Source organism: Muriicola sp. SD30 (assembly GCF_041205185.1).
GTDB lineage: Bacteria > Bacteroidota > Bacteroidia > Flavobacteriales > Flavobacteriaceae > Muriicola.
Map to the genome: position 1 here is coordinate 1029925 of NZ_JBGEWB010000001.1, position 22446 is coordinate 1052370.

A 22446-nucleotide genomic window follows, 5' to 3' on the forward strand; every position below is an offset into this window, starting at 1 on the left:
TATGAAGATCGCCATTGTTTGCTATCCTACCTTTGGTGGGAGTGGAGTAGTTGCTACAGAATTGGGTATAGCCCTTGCCAACAGAGGTCATGAGATCCACTTTGTGACCTACCGCCAGCCTGTACGACTTGAATTACTGGGGAATAACATTCATTTCCACGAAGTACACGTACCGGAATATCCTTTATTTCATTATCAGCCCTATGAACTGGCACTATCCAGCAAGCTGGTGGATACCATCAAATTACATGGCATAGAATTACTACATGTACACTACGCTATCCCACATGCCTATGCAGGATATATGGCAAAGAAAATACTGGAAGAGGAAGGCATTTATATTCCCATGATCACCACGTTGCACGGGACAGATATTACCCTGGTGGGAAATCATCCCTTCTACAAACCTGCGGTGACCTTCAGCATTAATAAATCTGAAGTGGTGACCAGTGTATCTGCCGATTTGAGGCAGAAGACGCTCGACTTCTTTGAAATAGACAAGGAGATTGAGGTGATTCCCAATTTTATAGATAAACGTAAATACAATGCTGAATTTACGGACTGCCAACGTTCCCTGATGGCCAATGAGGATGAGAAGATCATTACCCATATCAGTAATTTCAGAAAGGTTAAGCATATCCCCGATGTGATTAAGATATTTTACGGTATACAAAAGGAAATGCCGGCGAAACTGATCATGGTAGGGGAAGGCCCTGAAAAGGAAAAAGCAGAGTTGCTATGCGACGAACTGGGCATAAACAACAAGGTAGTGTTCCTGGGCCAGAGTTCAGAGATAGATAGGATTCTGTGTTTCTCTGATTTGTTCCTGCTACCCTCTAAGTCGGAGAGCTTTGGACTGGCGGCATTAGAGGCAATGATCAATAAGGTCCCTGTGATCTCCAGCAATACCGGTGGTATTCCGGAAGTCAATATTCATGGGGTTACCGGCTTCTTAAGTGATGTGGGCGATGTGGATGATATGACACAAAATGCATTGTATATCTTAAAAGATTCAAATACATTAGAAACCTTTAAGCGAAATGCTTACAAGGAAGCTTTAAAGTTCGATCTTCAGCATGTGCTCCCCCTTTATGAGAATCTTTATGAGAACGCTTATAAGGAGTATTATAAGAGTGTGATGGGGTAAACCAACTACTCAGATTAATTCATTAACCATTAAATAGACACCTCCTTATCTTGGAACCAGGTAGTTTATCGAGTGGTCTTCTATTATTGTAAATATTACCCTCTTCCGGACATCACCAGGATACCAATCGTCGAAATTTTAGGTAGCTAAGGGAAGAATATAGCCTTCCTGGGGCCTGGATTGTAATTTTGTGATACAAAGATCCCAAATCTTCAACCTATGAAATTGCTCAGGGCTATTACTTTTCTTGTCTTAATTGGTTGTTTCCAACTTTATTCCCAGGACAGTATTGTATTAACTCCAAAGGACAGTGTTATTGAAAGTTCGTGGATGATGGGAATAGGCTGGAACTTCATAGACGATTCCGGAGATGCATTCAATGATTTTACCACAATTAGGGACCAGTGGAACGGGGTCGCTTTTCCATCACGTCTCAATATTGGCCGTTATTGGCAAAGTGGTCTGGGCCTGGAATTGATCGGGACTTATAACAACTATAAGGAAGGGAATACTATCGACGGGGTAACGATCACGGAGGATATCCCTTACTGGGGTATAGATACCCGACTCAGTTATGACCTCAATAAGTTGGTTGGGGAAACTGGATTCTTTGATCCCTATGTTGGTGTCGGACTGGGATATTCTGATGCGAACAACCTGGGACGAGGTACTTACAATGCGATTATAGGCTTTAGAACGTGGTTTACAGATCGCTGGGGGCTCGACTTTAGTTCGAGCGGGAAATGGTCGTTTGGAAATGAAGCATCAAATCATATCCAGCATGCCGTGGGTGTGGTTTATCAGTTTAACATAAAGAAGGGACTATCAGAAAAAGGGGAAGAAAAGCTTGCTTTGTTGCAGGAAATGGAAAAAGAGCAGCAAAGGCTTCAGGATTCCCTTCTGGCAGCCAGAAAGGCCGAGGAGGAGACCAGGCTTCTGGCAGAACGGATGGAAAAAGAGAAGGAAGAAGCCCGACTGGCAGCATTGGAAAAAGCGAAGAAAGATCGTTTAAACAACGTGCAGCAAGTCCTGGACAGCCTGGGAGCGGTGTATTTTGCGTTTGATTCGTCTTATTTAAATGAATACTCAAGGAAGACACTGGATGGGGTAGCGAGCCTTATGGCCCAGTATCCGGAATACACCTTTGAAATCCATGCTTTTACCGACTCCCGTGGTCCTGACAACTACAATCAATGGTTATCTGAGCGCAGGGCACAACGAACTACAGACTATCTGGTAAAACAGGGAATCTCAGAAAGCAGATTGACGGCCATTGGCCATGGGGAATCCCTTTTGACCAACAGCTGTTCTGACGGGGTGAAATGTACACGGGAAGAACACCAGCAGAACAGGCTGTCTGAAGTCACTGTAATCAGGGTATTCTCAACACAAGACTAAAAATAAAGAGTAGGATATCGTTTCAACTAAATCACCATCCCGGCAGCAACGGTCTCATTGGTCTGATCATCAATTAGAATTAGGCTCCCCGTAAATCGGTTGTCTTTATAAGGGTCGACGAGCAAGGGTTTGGTAGTCCTGAGTTTAACCTTGCTGATATCATTCATTTTAAGCTCCTTGACTTCCTTGATCCGCTCCATGGTGTTGATATCATATTTATACATCACCTCCCTGATCATCGCTTTTTGTTCATTTGAGGTATGCATCAGGGTATATTTGGCCCTAGGTTGGGAGGGACGATTATTTAACCAGCACAACATTACCTCTACATCCTGAGAAGAATCAGGTGTATTATTTGAACGAACGATCATATCACCTCTGCCCACATCAATATCGTCTTCTAATTCAATAGCAATAGACATAGGGGCAAAAGCCTCCTCCAATTCTCCATTCGGACCTGTGATTGACTTAACTCTTGACGAAAATCCGGAAGGAAGAACCGTCACTTTGTCTCCTTTTCGGTAAAATCCACTGGAGATTCTACCCGCATAGCCCCTGTAATCAATAAATCCCTCCCGCTGAGGCCTGAGCACGGTCTGAACCGGGAAGCGGGCATCTACCTTGTTCATATCACTACTGATATGCATGGTCTCCAAGGTGTGGAGTAGTGGTGCATCCTGGTACCAGGGCATATTCTCTGATCGATTCACCACATTGTCTCCCAAAAGAGCACTTATAGGGATAAACCTTATATCTCTGATCAATAGTTTTGCAGCAAATTCTACAAATTGGTCTACAATCTTATTAAAAACATCTTCTGAAAAGTCGACCAGATCCATCTTGTTGATACAGACAATAACATGAGGAATATGCAATAGGGACGCAATAAAGGCATGCCTTTTAGTTTGTTCTATCACGCCGTGTCTCGCGTCTACCAGAATGATGGTTGCATTGGCCGTTGAGGCACCTGTAACCATATTTCGGGTGTATTGTACATGGCCGGGGGTGTCAGCTATGATGAATTTTCGTTTCGGGGTGGTGAAGTAACGGTAGGCTACATCAATAGTGATCCCTTGCTCCCTTTCATCCCTTAATCCGTCCGTAAAAAGGGCCAGGTCTACTCCGTCGTGTCCTTTTTTGCGACTCGTATTCTCTATGGCTTCCAGCTGGTCTTCGAAGATCGACTTGGAGTCGTATAACAATCGGCCTATAAGGGTGCTTTTCCCGTCATCCACGCTACCGGCAGTAGAAAATCGCAGTAATTCGTTTCGCTCTATTTCCATCAATTCCTGATATTAAAAGTACCCAAGTTTTTTTCTGTCTTCCATCGCATTTTCGGACCGTTTGTCATCCGTTCGGTTTCCACGTTCTGTTTGTCTCATAGCAGACACTTCCTGTACAATTTTCTCCAGCGTATCTGCCTCTGATTCTATGCCACCGGTGATAGTGATATCGCCCAGGGTTCTGAACCTTATTTTTTTGGTAACGACTTCTTCCTGTTCGTCCAGGACTAAGAATTCTGAATTTGGGATCCAGGAGTTGTTTCTCCAGACTACTTCCCTTTCATGCGCGAGATAGAGGGAAGGGATTTCTATTTTTTCACGTAAAATATAATTCCATACATCCATTTCCGTCCAATTACTTATTGGAAAGACCCTGAAATGCTCGCCTTCAAAATGTTTTCCGTTAAAAAGGTTCCATAATTCAGGGCGTTGGTTTTTGGGATCCCATTGTCCAAAGTCGTCCCTATGGGAAAAAAAGCGCTCTTTTGCTCTGGCTTTCTCCTCATCTCGTCTTCCACCCCCAATGGCACAGTCTACTTTATTAGATTCAATAGCATCGAGTAAGGTGGTAATTTGAAGCGCATTGCGAGTGGCACTTCTACCTTTTTCCTCTGACACCCTTCCCTGATCGATGGATTCCTGTACAGATCCGACTATAAGTTGTACCCCAAGATCATTAATAAGCTGATCCCTAAAATTGATGGTCTCAGGAAAATTATGGCCGGTATCCACGTGCATTAAGGAGAACGGAATTTTACTGGGATAAAATGCCTTTTTGGCTAAATGTGTGCAAAGTATGGAGTCTTTTCCACCCGAAAAAAGGATCACCGGATTTTGAAATTGGGCCCATACTTCTCTTAGTATGAATATAGCCTCGGATTCTAATTCGTCCAGGTAGCTTAAATAATACTTACTCATTGCTTCTGGGTTTTAGTTTTGGTTGGATCTTTTTATAGATCATTTCTACAGCTTCGGCCACTGAGTTATTTTCTGTCACCATAACATCTGCATTGGTAGGACTTTCATAGGGGGCTGAAATTCCCGTCATATTCTTTATCTCACCTTTACGGGCTTTTTTGTAAAGACCTTTCACATCGCGTGCTTCGCACTCCTCCAAAGAGGTATTTACGAAGACCTCTATAAAGGTATCAACTCCGACGATATTTCTGATTCGGTTTCTGTCTTTTTCATAAGGTGCCACAAAAGCAGCTAAAACTACCAGTCCGGCATCGACAAAGAGTTTTCCAATTTCCGCTATGCGCCTGATGTTTTCAGATCGGTCTTCCGGACTAAAACTCAGATCCTGATTGATGCCACTTCTAATATTATCCCCATCCAGGGAATAGGTATGGATATTTTGGGTATGCAATTTTTGTTCCAGGGCATTGGCGATGGTAGATTTACCAGATCCAGATAAGCCGGTAAATAGGATCATAAAGGAACCATGGCCATTTTTTTTTCTGCGATCTGCCATGGTAATTTTATAGTTGTGTTTCGTGATATTTTTTTTCATTCCTTTTTAACTCCCCTCTTTTCTAATCCAAAATTAATACGATACCAGCTTCGTTCATGAAAATAGTATAAAATCATTTTAGTGACCACTTCTGCTACCCCTATTTTTAGCCCGGTTAAAGGATTACCCGATATAAACCAGGAAAGTAGAAAGGTATCCAGGGTTCCAATAATTCTCCAGGTGATGGTTTTAAACAGATGTCTTTTTTTACTGTTCTTGACCCCTGTATTAAACCAGATCCGTTCGTGGAAATAGTACAGAATCATTTTTGTGATCACTTCAGCCCCACCAATTTTAAGTCCGGTTAAAGGATTCCCCGTAATGATCCAGGCAAGTACTATGGTGTCTAGCGTACCAACGATGCGCCAGGTGATGGTTTTGGCCAGGTGCCTTTTATAGGAGGAGGTGGCCATCAGGGAGCGACCAGAAAATATGGGTTGAGAAGGTTTTCCTTATTATAACACAATTCGCTCTGGGTGTCCTGTGCAGTAACTTTTAATCCCACTGCAGTACAGATAGCATGGCCCGCTGCTGTATCCCATTCCATAGTAGGTGCATAACGCGGATAAACATCAGCCTTCCCTTCGGCGACCAGGCAGAATTTTAAAGAACTTCCTTTAGAGACCACTTCCACTTCCCTTCCTTTCTTTTTTAAGCCTTCCACATAGTCCAGGGTATCCTGGTTCATATGGGATCGACTTCCGACCACTCTAACTATTGAACCTGTATTTAATGCAGGTTTAATACGATCTTTTTCAGAAAAGAGCTGATCTGGTAGGGAGTGATCTTCAGCGATAAGTGTTTTGAAGGCTGCTTTTTGATTCACATCTGCATAGTATAATTCCCGTGTTGCAGGGACATAAATGACCCCCAGTATGGGTTTCCCTTTACGGATCAGGGCAATGTTTACGGTAAATTCCCCATTCCGTTTTATAAACTCTTTGGTTCCGTCTAGCGGGTCTACCATCCAGCAGGTTGCCCAGGATTTTCGGGTGGTGTAATCCATCTGTTTGTTTTCCTCGCTGATGATGGGGTAGGGGGTGTCCTTAAGGAATTCGTTGATGACGGCGTTGGAGGCGAGATCGGCTTCGGTAAGTGGGGATTTATCCTTCTTAATCTTAGTGTTAAAATCTGGAAGGTCGTAAACGTTTAGTATAGATAAACCGGCCTTTAATGAAGAAATAATGGGAATAATTAATGGATCATTCAGATTCATTTTGAAGTTTATTCGGTTGATGGAGCACGTTACCTTGATGTATTAAAAAGCGCAGTACTTATTTAATTAAAGGATTACATTTTAGGGATAGCCATTACCTTTTCCTTAAAACGATAGAAAACTGTAGTGTCATCTTTAATGTTTTTATCCACCAACATTCCTGCTTGTACAACATTATTATTGCCAATTTCTATACCTGGAATCACCGTAGACCTCAATCCAAAATAATTATTGTTCCCCACTTTCACTGATCCGGCAAGTCCTGCTATGGATAAAAAATTATTGTCACCTACAATACAATCGTGGCTAATGAAACAGTAAGAGGTCAGAAAATTATAATTACCAATAGTGGCGTATTTTTCAAGAATACAAAAAGGAAAAACAATATTACCAATACCTATATCTAAATTCTCTGGCATCACCACACTATGGTGAATAAAACTCCCAACGATAATATTCTTCTGTTTGATTATATCGATTAATTTTTTTCTGGAATCCATGCTTCCGACGGCGATCAACAACTCTTCCCCATCAGTTTGGGAGTAGGTATGAATATTTCCTAAATGAGGTGCCTGGAAGTTATATTTTTTCCAATTTTCCTTGGAATCGTCCAAATATCCTTTAATGTTGATTTGGTCTTCCGGTCCCACTTTGGAGTTGTGATCTTCAATATAAAAGGTCACTTCTGCACCGGCTCCTCCGGCTCCAAGTATAATTACATTTCTCATAAATTGGTTTTTAATAAATTATAAGCGGCTTTGAGCTAATTTACAACAAAGCAACCTCAGAAGTGATTTAATTATTTTAAGCAGGAATTTAGAAGGACCTCTGCTCCTCTATTTTTTTCCTTGAATAAGACTTTTTAGCCCCTCAATAGTTTTAGAGTCATTGATTTCCTGTGCTGACAGAGGTACATTATATTCCGAGTCACTAAGTGCAATAATTGATAAAACAGCTAATGAGTCCCAGGCATCGAAAGATTCAAGTTCATCAGTTAGTTCAACAGAATCCACTTCTAGTATTTCTGCCATAGAGGATTGAAAATTGTCCATAGTCTAATTTTTAAATTCGATTGTATTACAAAAGTCTAAATTGCCCATCTTTATAAGTAGAGATGCCCAGCTCAAACCTGCTCCAAACCCTGCTAAACAAAGTAAAAAGGAATCTGTCAACAATTTTTCACCAAGATTATGAGTAATATTCGTTGGAATGGTAACACCACTGGCATTACCAAAATTTTCGACTACATTATTTGGCATTTTGTCATAGGGGATTCCTATTTTATCTGCTAGTTTTTTTAACATAAACTTATTCGGTTGGTGAAACATATAATAGTCTATATCATCTTTTTCTTTTTTTGCTTTGACCAAAAGGTTTTCAACCATGGGAGGGACCTCTTTTTGAACAAAATTAAATACATCGTCACCTTTCATAACTAAATGGTCTAAGGCCCTGGAGTTTCCACTATCGTCTGTTTCTAATTTTGCAGTTTTTGCGGTTGAAGGCATTCTAAAGCCACCGGCAGGAATGATAAGGGCATCGGCGCCCTTTCCGTCAACATGCACAGATCCATAGATTACACTATCCGAAGAATCGTTTTCGACGATCGTTATTGACGCAGCATCACCTGTCAGCGGTCTACTCCCGCGATCTTTGAGAGATACCTTATAACTCATGGTTTCAGCATTCAGTACTACTACTTTATTTACCTCCTCCTGATCCAACAACATAAAAGCCTGATTAAGGCCTATAGGATAACCTGAACAAGCCTGACTAATATCCATGCATACCATGTCCTGCTTTAAATCCAGTTTACCTTGAATAATGTGGCTTGTGGAAGGAACAAAATGATCAGGTGACTGCGTGACTAAGATAATGGCATCTATTTCATCTTTTTTTAAATAATTATTGTCAAAAAGGTAATTCAACCCAAAAACACATAGGTCAGAGGCTGTGGTCCCTTCTTTGACAACCCTGCGTTTGCCATAACCCATGATTAATTTTAGTTTCATGGATTGCCCTCTCGAGAAATCATAATTGTCGATCTCATCGTCAAAATTGACTTCATTTTCCGGTAAAACCGTAAGGATACCGGTAATTTTCTTATTGTGAAACTTTAGGTTCATTTTGTGACACCATTTTTGATTAGTAAATGATATATGCTATCGACATCGGAAAAATTTTCAGGTAAAATCTCCGTTCCGTCAATTGAAATTCCAAATTCTTCATCCAAAGAAGCAACTAAACTCACTATATCAAATGAATCTAACATCCCTTCTCCAATAAAGTCAGTAGAATTTTCAAAGTCAAATTCAGGTCTGATCTCCGAGAGTATTTCTAATATTTTATCCTTCAACTTAAATCTTTTTTTTAACAAGATACTTCCAAACGAAGAATATCAGGTATTATTTATTTTTTTATTGAGTAAAGCTCTATCAATCTTACCAGTTGTTGATTTAGGTAAGATATCCATTTTAATATATTTTGATGGAATCATATGTTTCGATAACACTTTTGAGAGCTTTAGTCTGAAATCTTTAACCGGTATTTCTTTTTCAGATTCATAGATCAGAACAATTTCATTTTTTGCTTTGTCAAAGAATACCCCAGCATTGATCGTATCAAATACACTCAAAATATGATGTTCTATCTCCCCCAAATCTATTCTGTAACCGGATAATTTTATTTGAAAGTCCTTCCTTCCTATATAGATGTACTCACCTTTTTCATTTAAGTAAACGATATCCCCGGTTCTGTATATTCTTTCAGGAACAGCCTTGTTTAAAGGATTTTGTACAAAAACCGCATTAGTTTTTTCTAAGTTGTTCCAATAACCAAGGGCAAGGGAAGATCCTCGAACGCATAATTCACCTTTTTCTCCAACTTGACAAAGTTCATCTTTTTCATTTAAAACCAATATATCGGTGTTCCTGCAAGGCTTCCCAATGGGCAAAGACTCATCTTCATCTACGGTATCGCTAACAATATGGTAGACACATGTGCCTGTAATTTCAGTAGGACCATACATGTTTCCATAAATAACATTTTTATTTAAATTCTTTATCCAATAATTTAAATGTTTAGGTGGCATCACTTCCCCACCGTAAAGAACTTTTTTTACCGTAGGAATTTTTATAGAAGTAAACAGCTTGAGATTTGCTACATTGACGTATACCGATGGCACCCAGAAAATAAAATTTATCTGGTTCTCATTGATATATTCCAGCAAAGTAGCAGGAAAAATAAATTTCTGTTCAGGAATCAAATACAGGGTGGCACCTTTGAAAATCATCAGATATATATCCAGGGTGGACATATCAAATATAAAAGGGGTCTGATTTCCGACTTTTTCATTCTCAGTAATGTCAAAGGTGTCAACCACCCAATTGATGTAATCAATAATTGACAAATGAGATATGACCACACCTTTGGGCACACCTGTTGATCCTGAGGTGTGCAAAATATATGCAGGATCGGTATCAATGCATTTGATATAATTGAATTTTTCGTCTACATCCTCCCCCTTCTCCAATTCATCGAGGTTGATTATTGGAAAATCTAAATTAAGTTCTTTTAACTGGGTGATGTACTTATCATTTGTGATTATGCATGCTGGATGTAATGCCCTTAAAATTGTTTCAATTCTAGGAAGTGGGTTCTTTGTGTCTAGCGGTGTATAACAATTTCCACTGTAAAGGGTCCCAATAAAGGAAGCTAGGGTTTCATTCGCTTTAGGCAGGTAAATTGCAACCGGTTTGTTGATAGCATTGGTCTCTTTCGTTATGTGGGTTGCAATACGTTTAGCTTTTTGCCTTAATTGATCAAATGTAATTTGAGAAGTATTGTCAACGATTGCTATTTTATCGGGGAATAAGTCAACCGTATTTTCGAAATACTCAATTAAATTAATCTTTATCATATCAGAAAACTATTTTCAAATAAAGCTTTAGTAAGAACCTATAGCCATCAATTTCTTAGAAAAAGTTTTATAAAACTTTTGAGCATACTAAGCTCTACAACTTTCCTAAAAACTTATCCGGGATAGGAAGTTCCGGGGTTTCCCTAGCCCAAAATAAGTTCAGAATCCACCATCTATCTTCATCAAAGAGCAATTGAAAACTATTAATACCTCTGGCGTGTGCTTTATTCTCAGCCATTTCCTCTTTACTATTGAAAGATTGATAGGTGCTAAATACCTGTGCAATATTTCCAAAGGCGTGAACTTCTTTGTGGGCTTCATTTTCGTAAAATGCAGACTTTCTTCCTGAATCCAACCATTTTCCAGTGGTATTAATATAATCGTCAACGGTTAGAAACTGTGGTCTCAATACTCCATCTGTAAGGGACTTCTCATATCGAATTAACCTCCCATCAGGGTGAAATAAAAATTTATAAAGCTCCCAATCCCTAGGCTCCCCCTGTTCTCCTCCCAGGATGATATAATTTGTGTCGATTATACTATCTATCGACTCTACACTTTTTAAATATCTGTCTTCCATTATTGATTTTAAATTTAGCTACCTGTGATATACTAATTAATATTTTTTATGCCTGAGCCATTAAACCAGACCTAGGAACTCATTCGGAATTGGAAACTCTTCTGTTTCACGATACCAAAACAAATTGATAATCCACCATCTGTCTTGATAGTATGCCATTTGTATGCTGTGGACATTTCTGACGTAGGGATTATCATTTTCCATATCCTCTTTGCTTCCAAAAGACTCACATGTGCTCCAAACATGAGCTATAGGACCAAATACTTTTTTTATTTTATGAATTTCCCTTTCGTAGAAGCCTGTTTTTTTAATCTTCTCCATATACTTTCCTATTGAAGATGTGAAATCATAGGGAGACATATATTGAGGTCGGAATTCGCCATCTGTGAAATCCTCTTCATACCGAATCATTTTGCTGTTCGGATGATATAAAAAGCGATATAATTCCCAATTCCTCGGTTCGCCTGATTCACCTGCTAGACACTCATATAAGGTGTCTATGGTACCATCAATAGTTTTTACTTTTTCCAAATATTCTCTTTCCATAATTGAATCATTTATTTATAGTGGTAGTTATTATTAAGTGATACTATTTGAAAACGTTTAACTAAGTATATCAGCGCTTACATTGACTATCCTAGAGTATGCCTGACAAAAAAACAAATTCATTTTGACTTTCGTTGATTTTTAAGATAAAAACCATGAAATATCGACCATTACTTATTATTTCTGAACCAGACCATTTTTCAAAAGGTGTAATATTTAAATTTTAATTAGAAAATACATTTTTTATAACTAATTCATCTTTAACCTATTTACTTAGAATGTCAATTGAAATGTAAGGTCAATTTAGTTCGAGCAAGTAATGATAAGAATGAACCGACGGTATTTTATTGTACAATAATCGTTGAAAAATCACGGAAGGTCTTGTGGATTAGTATTCAAATCTTTCATCATTTTTGAAGTGTTTTTAAGAATCAATCTCGAAGGAATTCCAAGATTTAAAAACCATCAATGCGATGTGAAGTCTTTTTGAAAAACAGATTAAACATCAAATATTTTATCAGCTTCTGATATGCTCATCTTGATAAAATAATAAAATTTGGCCGGCTAATAATTATAATTCTTATGTGTTATTCCAGATTTCCCTGCCATTGTTTATACGGATCTGCTCCGACCATATCAATGTCATCTGATTTAAATACTTTGAATACAGTTTTTATTAGGATTTTAATATCAGTGGTAAAGCTAATATGATTAACATACCATACATCATAAACAAACTTTTCTTCCATTGAAAGAACGTTCCGCCCATTAACTTGTGCCCAACCAGTAATGCCCGGCTTAACTAAATGACGCTTTGCTTGTTCCTTATTATATAACGGAAGATAGTCAATTAATAATGGTCTCGGCCCAACGATGGACATGTCGCCTATCAGAACATTGACCAATTGTAGTAGTTCGTCAAGGGAATATTTTCGAACAAATTGCCCGACTTTGGTGACACGTTGTGCAGCTGGTAGAAGTTCGCCCTTTTCATCTTTCTTGTCATTCATCGTTTTAAATTTGATGATGGTAAATATTTTCTCATTTTTCCCGGGTCTTTTTTGAAAGAAAAATGGCTTGCCATTGTTGGCAAACATTAGCAGTAGGATTAATGTACCTAAAATTGGTGATAGGAGTATTAGGGCTATTAAAGAGGACAAAAAGTCTCCTCCCCTTTTTATATAAGATTCGTACATTGAAGTGGACGCCATAACTTTTATTCTTTATTTAAAAAGTTTAAAATTCATATTTGTGGCAATTATACAGTTTTCGTTTATAGGATTAAACTATCCTCGTTTAATTGTCAAAATATATAGTTCAGTTTAATTTTTCATTTTGATATACTTTCTATTGTATTAACAATCTCTTCGCATAGAATAGATTTATCAAATTTAGTTTCGGCTAGTTTCCTTGAATTTTTACCCATCTGAATACATTTTTCCGGATTCTCCTTAAGGAAAAGAATCTGTTGTACTAAATCTTCTGATTTTTCGGGATTCGCAAACAACCCACAATTATTATTAGTAACCAGACCTTTAATCCATCCGGGAGTATTTGTAATAACCGGTTTACCCGCAGAAAATGAATCAAAAAGTTTGTTGGGTGAATGAGTTTCGAAAACAGGAATATTGGAATAGGTAACTAAGGAAACATCACAAATATTTACAATTTCGGAAAGTTCTTTCATTGGAAGGCCTTCTAAAAAACAAACATTTTTTAAACCCATGCTCTTACATTTTTCTTCCAGAGAAGTCCTTAAAGCTCCACGGCCTATCAAAATAAATTCAATATTTTGATCATTTTTTAAAAGCTCAATGGCATTGATGATGTAATTCAAACCGTTAGCTATACCCATAGCACCAAAATATATTACCTTAAAAGAATCTTTCTTTAGTCCGTACTTATCTCCGATATTAAAATCAGGCGGGCGATTACCAAAATTGTCTATTTTGGACATATTTGGGATCATTGATATTTTACTTGACGGTATGTTCCGTTTCATAACACCTTCCACTATGCCCGGTGATAGAGCAATGATGTGCAAAGCATTCTTATAGATGGTTTTCTCAAACCAAATCGCGATTTTTTTAACCAACTTATTATTCAGGGCTCCCATTTGAATGGGCACTTCGGGCCAAAGGTTCCGAACCTCAAAGAAGTAAGGAATCTTTTTAAATTTTTTTAGGAGTAATGCAGGAAAACCTATTGTGAGAGGAACTGAAGAGGCAAAAACCAGGTCTACATTTTTTTCTTGAAATGCCACTCTAGCGGATCTGAACATAAAAATGATAAAGGCTAATAACCTTCTAAAGACACTCATTTTTTGATCATATGGTACTTTTATGTATATGACATCTATGCCATCAACATGTACACGCTCAATGCCTTTTTGAATTTCTCCCAAGGGATCTGAACATAACATGGTTACTTTATGACCCTTAGCGATCAAACTTTGACTAATCCAATAGGAGCGAGTAGCGCCATATTGTTTTGGGGTTTTGAAATACTGGTGGATGTAGAGAATCTTCATAATTTGGTTTATGGTTGGTTGATATACTTCAAGCCTAAATTTAATCAGAATAACTCACAAAAGTCAAATGCATAGCCAGTTCCTTGTTTTCAAAAAGAATTAGCTGGTTCAAAACCTCTTAAATCTGTAGCCGGGAAAAAATGATGAATCATACTTTGAGTTAGCAATAACATTTCTTTGAGACACCAGCTCATCGTATTTTTTTTGATTGATTATATATTTCCAAACCTTGAATGGTAGAGTATGATTAGAAAATCCTGATTTAAAATAAAATAACGAATCTTCTTTAGCACCAACTCCACCTCCGAGATTAAAGAATTTATATTTCTCCTGCGTTCCTTTAATCCTCATATCATCAATTAGTAATTTAAGAGGATTAGAATTTAAAAATGAATTATTGGTACCGGAAAGATGATATTGTATAATACCTTCTTTTTTCAAAAACATAGCTCCTCCGGCAACTTCATCCGTTTTTCTGCTTATGGCAAGTAAAATTTCAGTTTCGAATTGAGAACTCTTTATCAATTCATTAAAATATGTTTTTGAAAAAAAGTATTCCTTTTTTGCATTTACTCGATTCATTGTCTGGTAATACGCTTCAATAAAAGAATCTATTTCGCTAGGAGTCGAAGCTTTTTTAACCAGGTAAATGTTTCGAAATTTATTGACATAGGTTCGTAGTCTTCTGTGATAGCCCTTGATTTGTTCATCGATTGATTCTTTGATATCTATAAACAATATATTGCCGATTGTCTCTATGGCACCTAATTGATGCAGAAAAATATCCTGAGATGGAATAAATGGGTTTAATCTTAGAAAAACTGTTAAAAGATTTAGTTCAATAAAACATGCCCTTAACTCTTTCTGAAATAATTTCAGGTCAAAATATTCAAAGGCTTCACTGGCAATAGGTCCGCCATAACCGTAGACTGAAGTTGCGTCTTTGTATTTTGAGAATTCTATATCTCTGATAAGTAATGGTAGAAGAATTGAATTACCTTTTTCAGTATAGTGAATTAATATAGGTTCCTCCCCTTCAACTAAGGTAGCATGATGATAGTCATAGGTATGATAGGAATCTGAATATTGGCAACTATTTACAAGTTCGTTCCAAGTATCTTTTTCTCGAATAACTTCTATCATATAACGAACTAACCTAGTCTTTAACAATTAAAGTAAAACCCATAATTATTTTAACGCACCACAAAAATCTAATACAACTTTATTTTTCAGGTTTGAGAGTTCTTTAAACTCGTTATGAGCAACTAGTAAGGCGATAATATCAGCCTCTTTAATGGCTTCTTTAAGACCAGTGATCTTAAATATGTTGTGATCTTCAATATTAGGTTCTACAATATAGTATTCTTCATTGTTGGAAGCTTGCAGTACTCGCTGTACAATATATTTGGCGGGAGACTCTCTAAGATCATCAATATTCGGTTTAAATGCCAATCCTAGTAATGCAATTCTCGGTTTTCTCCCATTACGTAATTCAAATTCTAGCTTTGATGAAATAATTTTTTCAGCACACCAGAAGGATTTATAATTATTTACCTCTCTTGCTTTTCCGATTATCCTGGATTCCATTGGATAATCCGCCACGATGAAATAAGGATCGACTGCGATACAGTGACCTCCAACTCCACAACCGGGCTGTAATATGTTAACCCTTGGATGTTTGTTCGCTAAGCTGATTAGTTCCCAAACATTAATATTTGCTTTATCACAGATCAGAGATAGTTCATTTGCAAAAGCGATCTGCACATCTCGAGATGAGTTCTCAACTAATTTGCACATTTCTGCTGTCCGAGCATTTGTTTCATGTAATTCACCAGTTACATATTCTCTATAAAACTCTACAGCTTTTTTTGTACTTCTATCATCGATTCCTCCAATAACACGATCATTATTAACGAGTTCATACATCACGTTACCCGGTAATACGCGTTCCGGGCAATAGGCTATGAATAACTCCCCTTCTAAGTCGGGTCTTTTTTCGTATATAAGGGCCATCATTTTTTCGGTGGTACCCACTGGCGAAGTAGATTCAATTATGTAGGTATCGCCTTTCTTCAATAAAGGCATAAGATTTTTTGTGGCTGACTCTACAAATGATATGTCGGGTTCATTCTTATCTTTGAATGGAGTTGGTACTACAATAAGATATGTGTTTGCCGATACAGCTGTCGTACTTGCATTTAAAAAACCATTTTTAACAGCTTTTGAAACTACATCTCCTAAATCTGGCTCTACTATATGAATTTTCCCCTCGTTGATTGTCTTTACAACATCCGGATTAATATCCACTCCGTGGACGTAGGTCCCTTTTTGGGCAACTAAGGCCGCTGTTGGCAAACCTATATACCCTAGTCCAACTATAACTACTTCTGGATTTTTCATCAATTAAAGTTCTTTAATGTATTCTATAATTCTTTTGCACGCCTGCCCATCACCATAGGGATTGTGTAACATGCTCATGTTTGAATATTTCTCCTTATTCTTTAGTAAGTCGTTGGCTTCACCAATTATCTTGTCCTTATCAGTTCCCACAAGTATTACTGTGCCAGCGTCAACGGCCTCTGGCCTTTCTGTTGTATCTCTCATTACTAGGACTGGTTTTCCTAAGCTAGGAGCTTCTTCCTGAACACCTCCACTGTCTGTAATAATTAGATATGATTTATCCATTAACCAAACAAAGGCCGGGTAACTCAAGGGATCAATTAAAGAGATGTTTGCGATACCGCCTAATATTTCCTTAACCGGTTTTTGTACTTTGGGATTTAAGTGAACGGGATATATAATCTGTACATCCTTATTATTTGAGGCAATATTTTTAAGCGCTTCACAAATGCGGATAAAGCCTTCTCCGTGATTTTCACGTCTATGGCCGGTAACTAATATTATTCTGTCACTTTGTATTATTTGTTTCAGGTTTAAAATTTCCGGATCCTCAAGTTTATTTACTTTTTCTATGCTTGATAAAAGTGCATCAATTACCGTATTGCCGGTGATACAAATGTTTTCTTTTTTAATATTTTCCTTTACGAGATTATTGAAAGACTTCTGGGTAGGGGCGAAATGATAATCGGCCAAATGACCTGTCAGGGTCCTGTTAATTTCTTCAGGAAATGGTGCCTGTTTATTGTAGGTCCGTAAACCTGCTTCGATGTGACATATTTTTGCGCCGGAGTAAAAAGCAGCAATACTAGCTCCCATTGTTGTGGTAGTATCTCCATGCACAAACACATAATCGGGATTGAAGTCTTCCAAAACAGGTTGTAAGGAAGTAATTATATTCGCCGTAAGACCATAAAGATTTTGTCCGGGACGCATTAAATTCAAATCGTACTGAGGGGTAATATCAAAAAACTCCAGAACCTGATCTAACATCTCTCTATGCTGAGCAGTCACACAAACTTTTGTTGTGAAGTCGTTCTCATTGTACAATGCCTTAACCAGAGGAGCCATTTTAATTGCTTCAGGTCGGGTACCAAAAATGACTAATAGTTTCTTTTTCATGACAGGTTTGTTAGGTTATTTTAAATTAGGAATTTGTCTGTTAAGGTTTTTTAAACACTGTATTATTTACGAGCTACTTTTTTAATTTCATTCAAATACTTAAGTGCCAATTTATGTCTGTCAAAATGTTCTTTTGCATGATTATACCCATTTAAACCTTGTTCAATGATATTGTGGTCTCCCCTGAGGTAACCCCGGATTTTTTCTGCTATATCATCAGCATTTTCGGGTTCTGCAAAAACACCACATTGAGCATCCTCGATCAGTTTTCTGGAAACACCATCAATTGCCAAAAGAATAGGCTTTTTACAGGACATATAGTCAAATGTTTTGTTTGAATAAATGGTCTTAAAGGTATCAACCCTCTTTAATACGGAAGTTCCAAGATCGGACGCTAATACATATTGGAAAGCTTTGTTTTTCGGTACAGAGTCTACGAAGCGTACATTTTGTAAATTCCTTGATTTTACCTCCTTAATCAATGAATCTTTGGTCATTCCACCGCCTATTAATTGAATTAAAACATTAGTATCTTGTAATTTTTCGGCTGTATCTATTAGCTGTATAAGATGATTTGCTATACCATGTGCCCCAATATATGTTATGACAAATTTATCATCAATTCCTTCTTCTTTTCTAAATTTTTTAGCGTCAAAATTTTCCGCTACTTCTTCTGCCAGAGAAAAATCAGCTGCGTTTGGTATATAAATAATCTTTTCGGCAGGTATATTCTTATTATTTATAAGTTTTTCCCTGAACGCAGGCGTCAAAACATTGACCAATTTTGCTTTTTTGTAAATCGACTTTTCAAACCAGTATGAAAATTTGATCAGCCATGGATTGCTAATCACACCAGTATCTATAGCAGACTCGGGCCAAAGATCCCTTACTTCAAATATTAAGGGTAATCGCTTAAATACGGCTAAAACATATGCAGAAATGCCTACAAATAAAGGCGGGGAGGATACCAGGAGTACATCGTACTTCCCCTTAACTTTGAATAAACCTGCCCAAATACTTGAAAAAACAAATGTAAAATAGGCCCATAACCTTCCTGCGAAATTTACGTGATAAGCAGAAGAAACATGGCAGCGAAAAACATCGATATTTTTATAGTAATCCTTCTCATGAAAGACATATTTTCCTTTTCCTTCATAATCTGGATCATTTCTATTTGCAAAGATGGAATAACCTGCTATTACAGTTACTTCATGACCTTCATCCGACCATGTTTTTGCCATTTCATTAAAACGTGCTCCACCCGCCTGATTTTTGCCTAAAAAATACTGATGGATTAAAAGAATTTTCATACTTGCTTTATTTTTAATGTAGTTTTAAATCCAGTTTTTGAAAAATAAGTATATCTAATGGAGGGTTCAATTTCTCCATAATAATTAGAACACCATTTTTCCTCTACTTTAGGATTTAAAATATTGCCTGATCCATCTATACAGCTGATATTGATTTGATCAATTGTTTTTGGATTAAAATGCCAATATAGTTGAGATACATAATCATCTGCATTTTTTATTGTATCAGTGACCACCCATTTATTTATCTTCTTTGCCTTTACCACTTTTCTGTTGTGAATAATTTTATTCCCAAGTTCAGGAAAACCTGTGAATTGGCCATCGAATTCGAAACTGTTTCCTTTTTCAGTTAATGTTGCTTTCGCTTTTTTATTCCAATAATTCCAAATGAACCTGCTTCCCTTCAACATTTGATTTTTGTTATCAACTGAAACTGTATTGTGTCCAAAAGAATAGCCAAAAAATCCATCGTACTTTTTTTCTGTATTATTATATAAATAAGATCCGAGGTCCCATATATAATTGTTGCCATCTACCCATATATCTAAATGTAAATTATCTGCATGTCCAGGTCTGTCCTTGTATTTGGCACACTTTACTAAAGTTTTTGAAGAACCATCATTTATAACATAATGACCACCAAATGGATATGACGCTAACACGTCTGGTTCAAAAGGTACTATTTTGCAATTATTAATGCCGTACCACAACTGACTTTCACTATGTTCCGAAACTTCATTATTTAAAACAGCACTTAAATCGTTAATTTGGGAAGTATAAACTCGATAGTCGTCATCTGTAAGTTTAAAGAAAAGTGCCCCATCATTTGCTCCATAATTTGGTAATTTTCCACTTGTTTGATCTTGACATGTTCTTAGATAGTTTAACGATTTTCCGGCTCTATCATATACGGTTGAATTAAATGGGTCTTTATGGAGTTCTGCCAGTTTAATGCCCCAGGTAAGCAATTGGATTGCAACGCGATGGTAATTCATAGAGAATTGGAGGAATGTTCCATCTTCATATATCTGGTAAGCGATCTCTTCCTGAAACCACTTTTTACCTTTTTCTGACCATTTTTTGGTATTAGGCAAAAACGGAAATAGTAGCCCTCCTAAAAAGAGCATCAGTGTTTCGGTAAGCGCGTGATTATTTCTTACCGCAATCCTGGAGAAGTTAATATTATTATATACATGATGTAACTGCCAATAGATGGCATTCATTATAGATTTAAACCTATCTTCCGTTAATTCATTGGAATTCCTGTAATAGTATAAGGCAAAGGTCCAATTAAGAATCCTTATGCTTATTTCTTGACTGCATTTATAATTTGGCCCCAGATTTATTGGGTTATGATCTAAAAAGGAGTCGATCTCCCCAAACACCATCTTGGAACAATCCTCGTCAAAATGATAGTCATACCTAATAATGTCGTATAGGAATGAAAAACGAGCTTTCTCCCAGACATATTTAATATCGCCGGCTTCCTTTGAAAGGTCCACTATTTTAGACCAGTGTTTTAAGGAATATTTATATCCTGTCACTGGATTTGTGATCCAATCGAAGTCTTTACCTATGTGGTATTTGGATTTACTAAAAAACGTATAAGTATGATTCCTTATTTCCTCAATGGATTGCTCAATTTCAGAACTTGGATTTTTTGGAATTCTTAGGGACTCTTTTGATTTAAAGAAAAATTCAGGTGCCCTTAAGCGCCATTCCTCCAAAGTAATAGCTGATTCTACAAATTCCGGTTTAGCTGGAAATTTGTAATTAAGCATCCCCAATTTTCTGCGAATCTCGTAGGATAATCGAAATAGGGTATAGCGCATACCCATATTTCTAATGGTATTAAATATGTTAAGAATGTTCAAAGTCTTGGAAATACCTAACGAGGTTTATTATTTGGTCTATCAATTTAACCACAAACTTAATTCGGATATAATTAATAACTCAAGAAATCAGATGATAGTTTAAAGAATATAGATGAACTAATGCATTTAATCTTCAAAACTATTATTTAAATTATGAATGGATAAAGGCATAGTGTTGTAAGAATAATATTTATAATTTATAAAACGATTAAAGATTTGTTGCTAGAAAACAATGATAATGCACTCCGGAAAATTTGAAAGTTAAATAGAATGTTGAAGAAATGAGATGTTTTTTAAAATTGACCAGAGTCCTATGTAACGCAATGGTCTATAGCCATTAAAAAGAAAAAAATCTACTCATTATTAAGGAGAATAGTATTTATTAACTTAGCCTGGTATTCGGCATTATATTTTTCCCTTATGATTTTATTGCAATTACTTCTCATTATTTCTTCTGGCGTGTCCTTATTTTCAATAATCCATTGCTTCGTCTTTAAAGCCAGATCAGAAATGGAATTTCTTTTAAAAAGCATACCGTTGATGCCGGGCTCAATAGCTTCATATTCAGGCATTTGATAATTGAAATCATCATGAGATAGTACAGGAGTGCCATTGCCTAAGGCAGACATTGCCGTCAATCCCACTTCACCTGGGGACACACAAAGGCTACTGATAGTAAACAATAGTTCAAGTTCTTCATTCTTAAAACAAGCCCCATAAAAATGGCAATAATTCGTAAGGTTAAGGTTTTGAGCTAAGCTTTCCAAGTCTTTACGGGCCTCGCCATCTCCTACGAAGAGAACATTAACTTTGAAGTCTTCTTGGGCTAAAATATGAACCGCTTCGAGGATTTGATTTAATTTTTTGACATATGTAAGCCGGCCTACGAATATCAAAATGGGTAAATTCGGATACTTAAATAGCTGCTTTTTGGTGTGGTTCCGTATTTCATTACTGATCTCATTTTTTTTAATCAGATCATCAATGCTTCCAGTTGAGTTGTAAATGACATGTAGCTTTTTTTCTGGAAAGCCATTGCTTGCCATTACTTCCTTAGCTTTATGACCATACAATAGGACCCCGTCGCTTAATCCATAAAAAACCTTTCTAAGCCTCCATTTCCAATCCTTTTTTGTGGTTATCACGCCATGGGTCCACATATATACTTTTTTACCCGTAATCTTAAGATAAAGGGTCGCGAACCATGTAGAGAGGTAGTAAGCATTCGCCAGGAAAATAACATCATCAAACTTCTCTTTACGTAAATGCCTCAATAATCCCGATTGCCAAAGAATGGCTTCCTTGTAGAGCCAATTATTTTTTACAAATTTCCAACGAAGACCTCCATCCTCTAAATTTTTGTTGGCTATACCAGGGTCTATTTTTTTAATATCGTTTCCCGAATTGGGGTCTGAAATCAGAGTGTATCGAATAGTAGTAGATTTCGAAAGTTCCCGTAAGACCGGCAATCTATAATGGGCAAAATAGGGATATATTATCGCTACATTTTTTACAGGTTTATCCAAATGATTCATGATTAGGCGTTACTTCTTGTAATATTAAAGACCAATCCTATTTCAATAGATAAAAGGTCTGTTGTAGAAACTCCTA

22 protein-coding genes are annotated in these 22446 nt (G+C 37.1%); 2 read left to right on the top strand and 20 right to left on the bottom strand.

Annotation, left to right across the window (positions count from 1 at the left end; genetic code table 11):
• The first annotated feature begins 1 nt into the window (after window position 1).
• The gene (gene bshA / locus AB8P51_RS04575) at window positions 2–1147 is read left to right on the top strand and encodes an N-acetyl-alpha-D-glucosaminyl L-malate synthase BshA (protein ID WP_369747574.1); all 1146 of its coding nucleotides are present in this window, start codon (window positions 2–4) and stop codon (window positions 1145–1147) included.
• 219 nt (window positions 1148–1366) lie between these two features.
• Complete coding sequence (locus tag AB8P51_RS04580; protein WP_369747575.1) at window positions 1367–2545, top strand: OmpA family protein; 1179 nt, start codon at window positions 1367–1369, stop codon at window positions 2543–2545.
• A gap of 26 nt (window positions 2546–2571) precedes the next feature.
• On the opposite strand, the gene AB8P51_RS04585 is transcribed toward AB8P51_RS04580, so the two are convergent.
• The 20 genes from AB8P51_RS04585 to AB8P51_RS04680 form a co-directional block, all read right to left on the bottom strand.
• Window positions 2572–3828: a sulfate adenylyltransferase subunit 1 gene (locus AB8P51_RS04585; protein WP_369747576.1), complete on the bottom strand. Its 1257-nt coding sequence runs from the start codon at window positions 3826–3828 to the stop codon at window positions 2572–2574.
• A gap of 12 nt (window positions 3829–3840) precedes the next feature.
• On the bottom strand, window positions 3841–4746 hold the full coding sequence (gene cysD / locus AB8P51_RS04590) for a sulfate adenylyltransferase subunit CysD (protein ID WP_369747577.1): 906 nt from the start codon (window positions 4744–4746) through the stop codon (window positions 3841–3843).
• A complete protein-coding gene (gene cysC, locus AB8P51_RS04595; RefSeq protein ID WP_369747578.1) occupies window positions 4739–5341 on the bottom strand; it encodes an adenylyl-sulfate kinase in 603 nt (200 codons plus the stop codon). Before cysC ends, cysD begins: the two co-directional genes overlap by 8 nt.
• Window positions 5338–5754 (bottom strand): DUF2061 domain-containing protein, encoded by a 417-nt coding sequence (locus AB8P51_RS04600; protein WP_369747579.1) that lies wholly within the window; start codon window positions 5752–5754, stop codon window positions 5338–5340. Before AB8P51_RS04600 ends, cysC begins: the two co-directional genes overlap by 4 nt.
• Window positions 5754–6557, bottom strand: a complete 804-nt coding sequence (gene cysQ / locus AB8P51_RS04605; protein ID WP_369747580.1) for a 3'(2'),5'-bisphosphate nucleotidase CysQ — start codon at window positions 6555–6557, stop codon at window positions 5754–5756. Before cysQ ends, AB8P51_RS04600 begins: the two co-directional genes overlap by 1 nt.
• 74 nt (window positions 6558–6631) lie before the next feature.
• Complete coding sequence (locus AB8P51_RS04610) at window positions 6632–7285, bottom strand: acetyltransferase (protein ID WP_369747581.1); 654 nt, start codon at window positions 7283–7285, stop codon at window positions 6632–6634.
• Between the two features lie 108 nt (window positions 7286–7393).
• Window positions 7394–7609 (bottom strand): acyl carrier protein, encoded by a 216-nt coding sequence (locus tag AB8P51_RS04615; protein WP_369747582.1) that lies wholly within the window; start codon window positions 7607–7609, stop codon window positions 7394–7396.
• 3 nt (window positions 7610–7612) lie between these two features.
• Window positions 7613–8569 (bottom strand): 3-oxoacyl-ACP synthase III family protein, encoded by a 957-nt coding sequence (locus tag AB8P51_RS04620; protein ID WP_369747583.1) that lies wholly within the window; start codon window positions 8567–8569, stop codon window positions 7613–7615.
• A 110-nt stretch (window positions 8570–8679) separates the two neighbouring features.
• Entirely contained in the window at window positions 8680–8913 is a 234-nt protein-coding gene (locus AB8P51_RS04625; RefSeq protein ID WP_369747584.1) for an acyl carrier protein, read from the bottom strand.
• A 42-nt stretch (window positions 8914–8955) separates the two neighbouring features.
• Window positions 8956–10476: an amino acid adenylation domain-containing protein gene (locus tag AB8P51_RS04630; RefSeq protein WP_369747585.1), complete on the bottom strand. Its 1521-nt coding sequence runs from the start codon at window positions 10474–10476 to the stop codon at window positions 8956–8958.
• A 94-nt stretch (window positions 10477–10570) separates the two neighbouring features.
• Window positions 10571–11056, bottom strand: a complete 486-nt coding sequence (locus AB8P51_RS04635; RefSeq protein ID WP_369747586.1) for a hypothetical protein — start codon at window positions 11054–11056, stop codon at window positions 10571–10573.
• 60 nt (window positions 11057–11116) lie between these two features.
• Window positions 11117–11602: a hypothetical protein gene (locus AB8P51_RS04640; protein WP_369747587.1), complete on the bottom strand. Its 486-nt coding sequence runs from the start codon at window positions 11600–11602 to the stop codon at window positions 11117–11119.
• Window positions 11603–12189: 587 nt separating this feature from the next.
• Window positions 12190–12798: a sugar transferase gene (locus tag AB8P51_RS04645; protein WP_369747700.1), complete on the bottom strand. Its 609-nt coding sequence runs from the start codon at window positions 12796–12798 to the stop codon at window positions 12190–12192.
• Window positions 12799–12932: 134 nt separating this feature from the next.
• Window positions 12933–14132, bottom strand: coding sequence for a glycosyltransferase family 4 protein (locus tag AB8P51_RS04650; protein ID WP_369747588.1), 1200 nt, complete (start codon window positions 14130–14132; stop codon window positions 12933–12935).
• A 108-nt stretch (window positions 14133–14240) separates the two neighbouring features.
• Complete coding sequence (locus tag AB8P51_RS04655; protein ID WP_369747589.1) at window positions 14241–15275, bottom strand: GNAT family N-acetyltransferase; 1035 nt, start codon at window positions 15273–15275, stop codon at window positions 14241–14243.
• A 45-nt stretch (window positions 15276–15320) separates the two neighbouring features.
• Entirely contained in the window at window positions 15321–16532 is a 1212-nt protein-coding gene (wecC, locus tag AB8P51_RS04660; protein ID WP_369747590.1) for a UDP-N-acetyl-D-mannosamine dehydrogenase, read from the bottom strand.
• 3 nt (window positions 16533–16535) lie between these two features.
• Window positions 16536–17651, bottom strand: coding sequence for a non-hydrolyzing UDP-N-acetylglucosamine 2-epimerase (wecB, locus tag AB8P51_RS04665; RefSeq protein WP_369747591.1), 1116 nt, complete (start codon window positions 17649–17651; stop codon window positions 16536–16538).
• 62 nt (window positions 17652–17713) lie between these two features.
• Window positions 17714–18961, bottom strand: a complete 1248-nt coding sequence (locus AB8P51_RS04670; RefSeq protein WP_369747592.1) for a glycosyltransferase family 4 protein — start codon at window positions 18959–18961, stop codon at window positions 17714–17716.
• Window positions 18958–20742: an alginate lyase family protein gene (locus AB8P51_RS04675; RefSeq protein ID WP_369747593.1), complete on the bottom strand. Its 1785-nt coding sequence runs from the start codon at window positions 20740–20742 to the stop codon at window positions 18958–18960. Before AB8P51_RS04675 ends, AB8P51_RS04670 begins: the two co-directional genes overlap by 4 nt.
• A gap of 446 nt (window positions 20743–21188) precedes the next feature.
• Window positions 21189–22370 carry a glycosyltransferase family 1 protein gene (locus AB8P51_RS04680; RefSeq protein ID WP_369747594.1) on the bottom strand — a complete coding sequence of 394 codons (1182 nt, stop codon included), beginning with the start codon at window positions 22368–22370 and terminating at the stop codon, window positions 21189–21191.
• Window positions 22371–22446: the final 76 nt, after the last annotated feature.

Excerpts from the sequence above, each read along its gene's own strand:
- wecB (WP_369747591.1), bottom strand. The coding sequence starts at position 17,651 with ATGAAAAAGAAACTATTAGTCATTTTTGGTACCCGACCTGAAGCAATT.
- AB8P51_RS04630 (WP_369747585.1), bottom strand. The coding sequence starts at position 10,476 with ATGATAAAGATTAATTTAATTGAGTATTTCGAAAATACGGTTGACTTA.
- AB8P51_RS04640 (WP_369747587.1), bottom strand. The coding sequence starts at position 11,602 with ATGGAAAGAGAATATTTGGAAAAAGTAAAAACTATTGATGGTACCATA.
- AB8P51_RS04635 (WP_369747586.1), bottom strand. The coding sequence starts at position 11,056 with ATGGAAGACAGATATTTAAAAAGTGTAGAGTCGATAGATAGTATAATC.
- AB8P51_RS04645 (WP_369747700.1), bottom strand. The coding sequence starts at position 12,798 with ATGTACGAATCTTATATAAAAAGGGGAGGAGACTTTTTGTCCTCTTTA.
- AB8P51_RS04600 (WP_369747579.1), bottom strand. The coding sequence starts at position 5,754 with ATGGCCACCTCCTCCTATAAAAGGCACCTGGCCAAAACCATCACCTGG.
- AB8P51_RS04675 (WP_369747593.1), bottom strand. The coding sequence starts at position 20,742 with ATGCTTAATTACAAATTTCCAGCTAAACCGGAATTTGTAGAATCAGCT.
- cysD (WP_369747577.1), bottom strand. The coding sequence starts at position 4,746 with ATGAGTAAGTATTATTTAAGCTACCTGGACGAATTAGAATCCGAGGCT.
- AB8P51_RS04650 (WP_369747588.1), bottom strand. The coding sequence starts at position 14,132 with ATGAAGATTCTCTACATCCACCAGTATTTCAAAACCCCAAAACAATAT.
- bshA (WP_369747574.1), top strand. The coding sequence starts at position 2 with ATGAAGATCGCCATTGTTTGCTATCCTACCTTTGGTGGGAGTGGAGTA.
- AB8P51_RS04655 (WP_369747589.1), bottom strand. The coding sequence starts at position 15,275 with ATGATAGAAGTTATTCGAGAAAAAGATACTTGGAACGAACTTGTAAAT.
- AB8P51_RS04680 (WP_369747594.1), bottom strand. The coding sequence starts at position 22,370 with ATGAATCATTTGGATAAACCTGTAAAAAATGTAGCGATAATATATCCC.
- AB8P51_RS04670 (WP_369747592.1), bottom strand. The coding sequence starts at position 18,961 with ATGAAAATTCTTTTAATCCATCAGTATTTTTTAGGCAAAAATCAGGCG.
- wecC (WP_369747590.1), bottom strand. The coding sequence starts at position 16,532 with ATGAAAAATCCAGAAGTAGTTATAGTTGGACTAGGGTATATAGGTTTG.
- AB8P51_RS04580 (WP_369747575.1), top strand. The coding sequence starts at position 1,367 with ATGAAATTGCTCAGGGCTATTACTTTTCTTGTCTTAATTGGTTGTTTC.
- AB8P51_RS04620 (WP_369747583.1), bottom strand. The coding sequence starts at position 8,569 with ATGAAACTAAAATTAATCATGGGTTATGGCAAACGCAGGGTTGTCAAA.
- AB8P51_RS04615 (WP_369747582.1), bottom strand. The coding sequence starts at position 7,609 with ATGGACAATTTTCAATCCTCTATGGCAGAAATACTAGAAGTGGATTCT.
- cysQ (WP_369747580.1), bottom strand. The coding sequence starts at position 6,557 with ATGAATCTGAATGATCCATTAATTATTCCCATTATTTCTTCATTAAAG.
- cysC (WP_369747578.1), bottom strand. The coding sequence starts at position 5,341 with ATGAAAAAAAATATCACGAAACACAACTATAAAATTACCATGGCAGAT.
- AB8P51_RS04585 (WP_369747576.1), bottom strand. The coding sequence starts at position 3,828 with ATGGAAATAGAGCGAAACGAATTACTGCGATTTTCTACTGCCGGTAGC.
- AB8P51_RS04610 (WP_369747581.1), bottom strand. The coding sequence starts at position 7,285 with ATGAGAAATGTAATTATACTTGGAGCCGGAGGAGCCGGTGCAGAAGTG.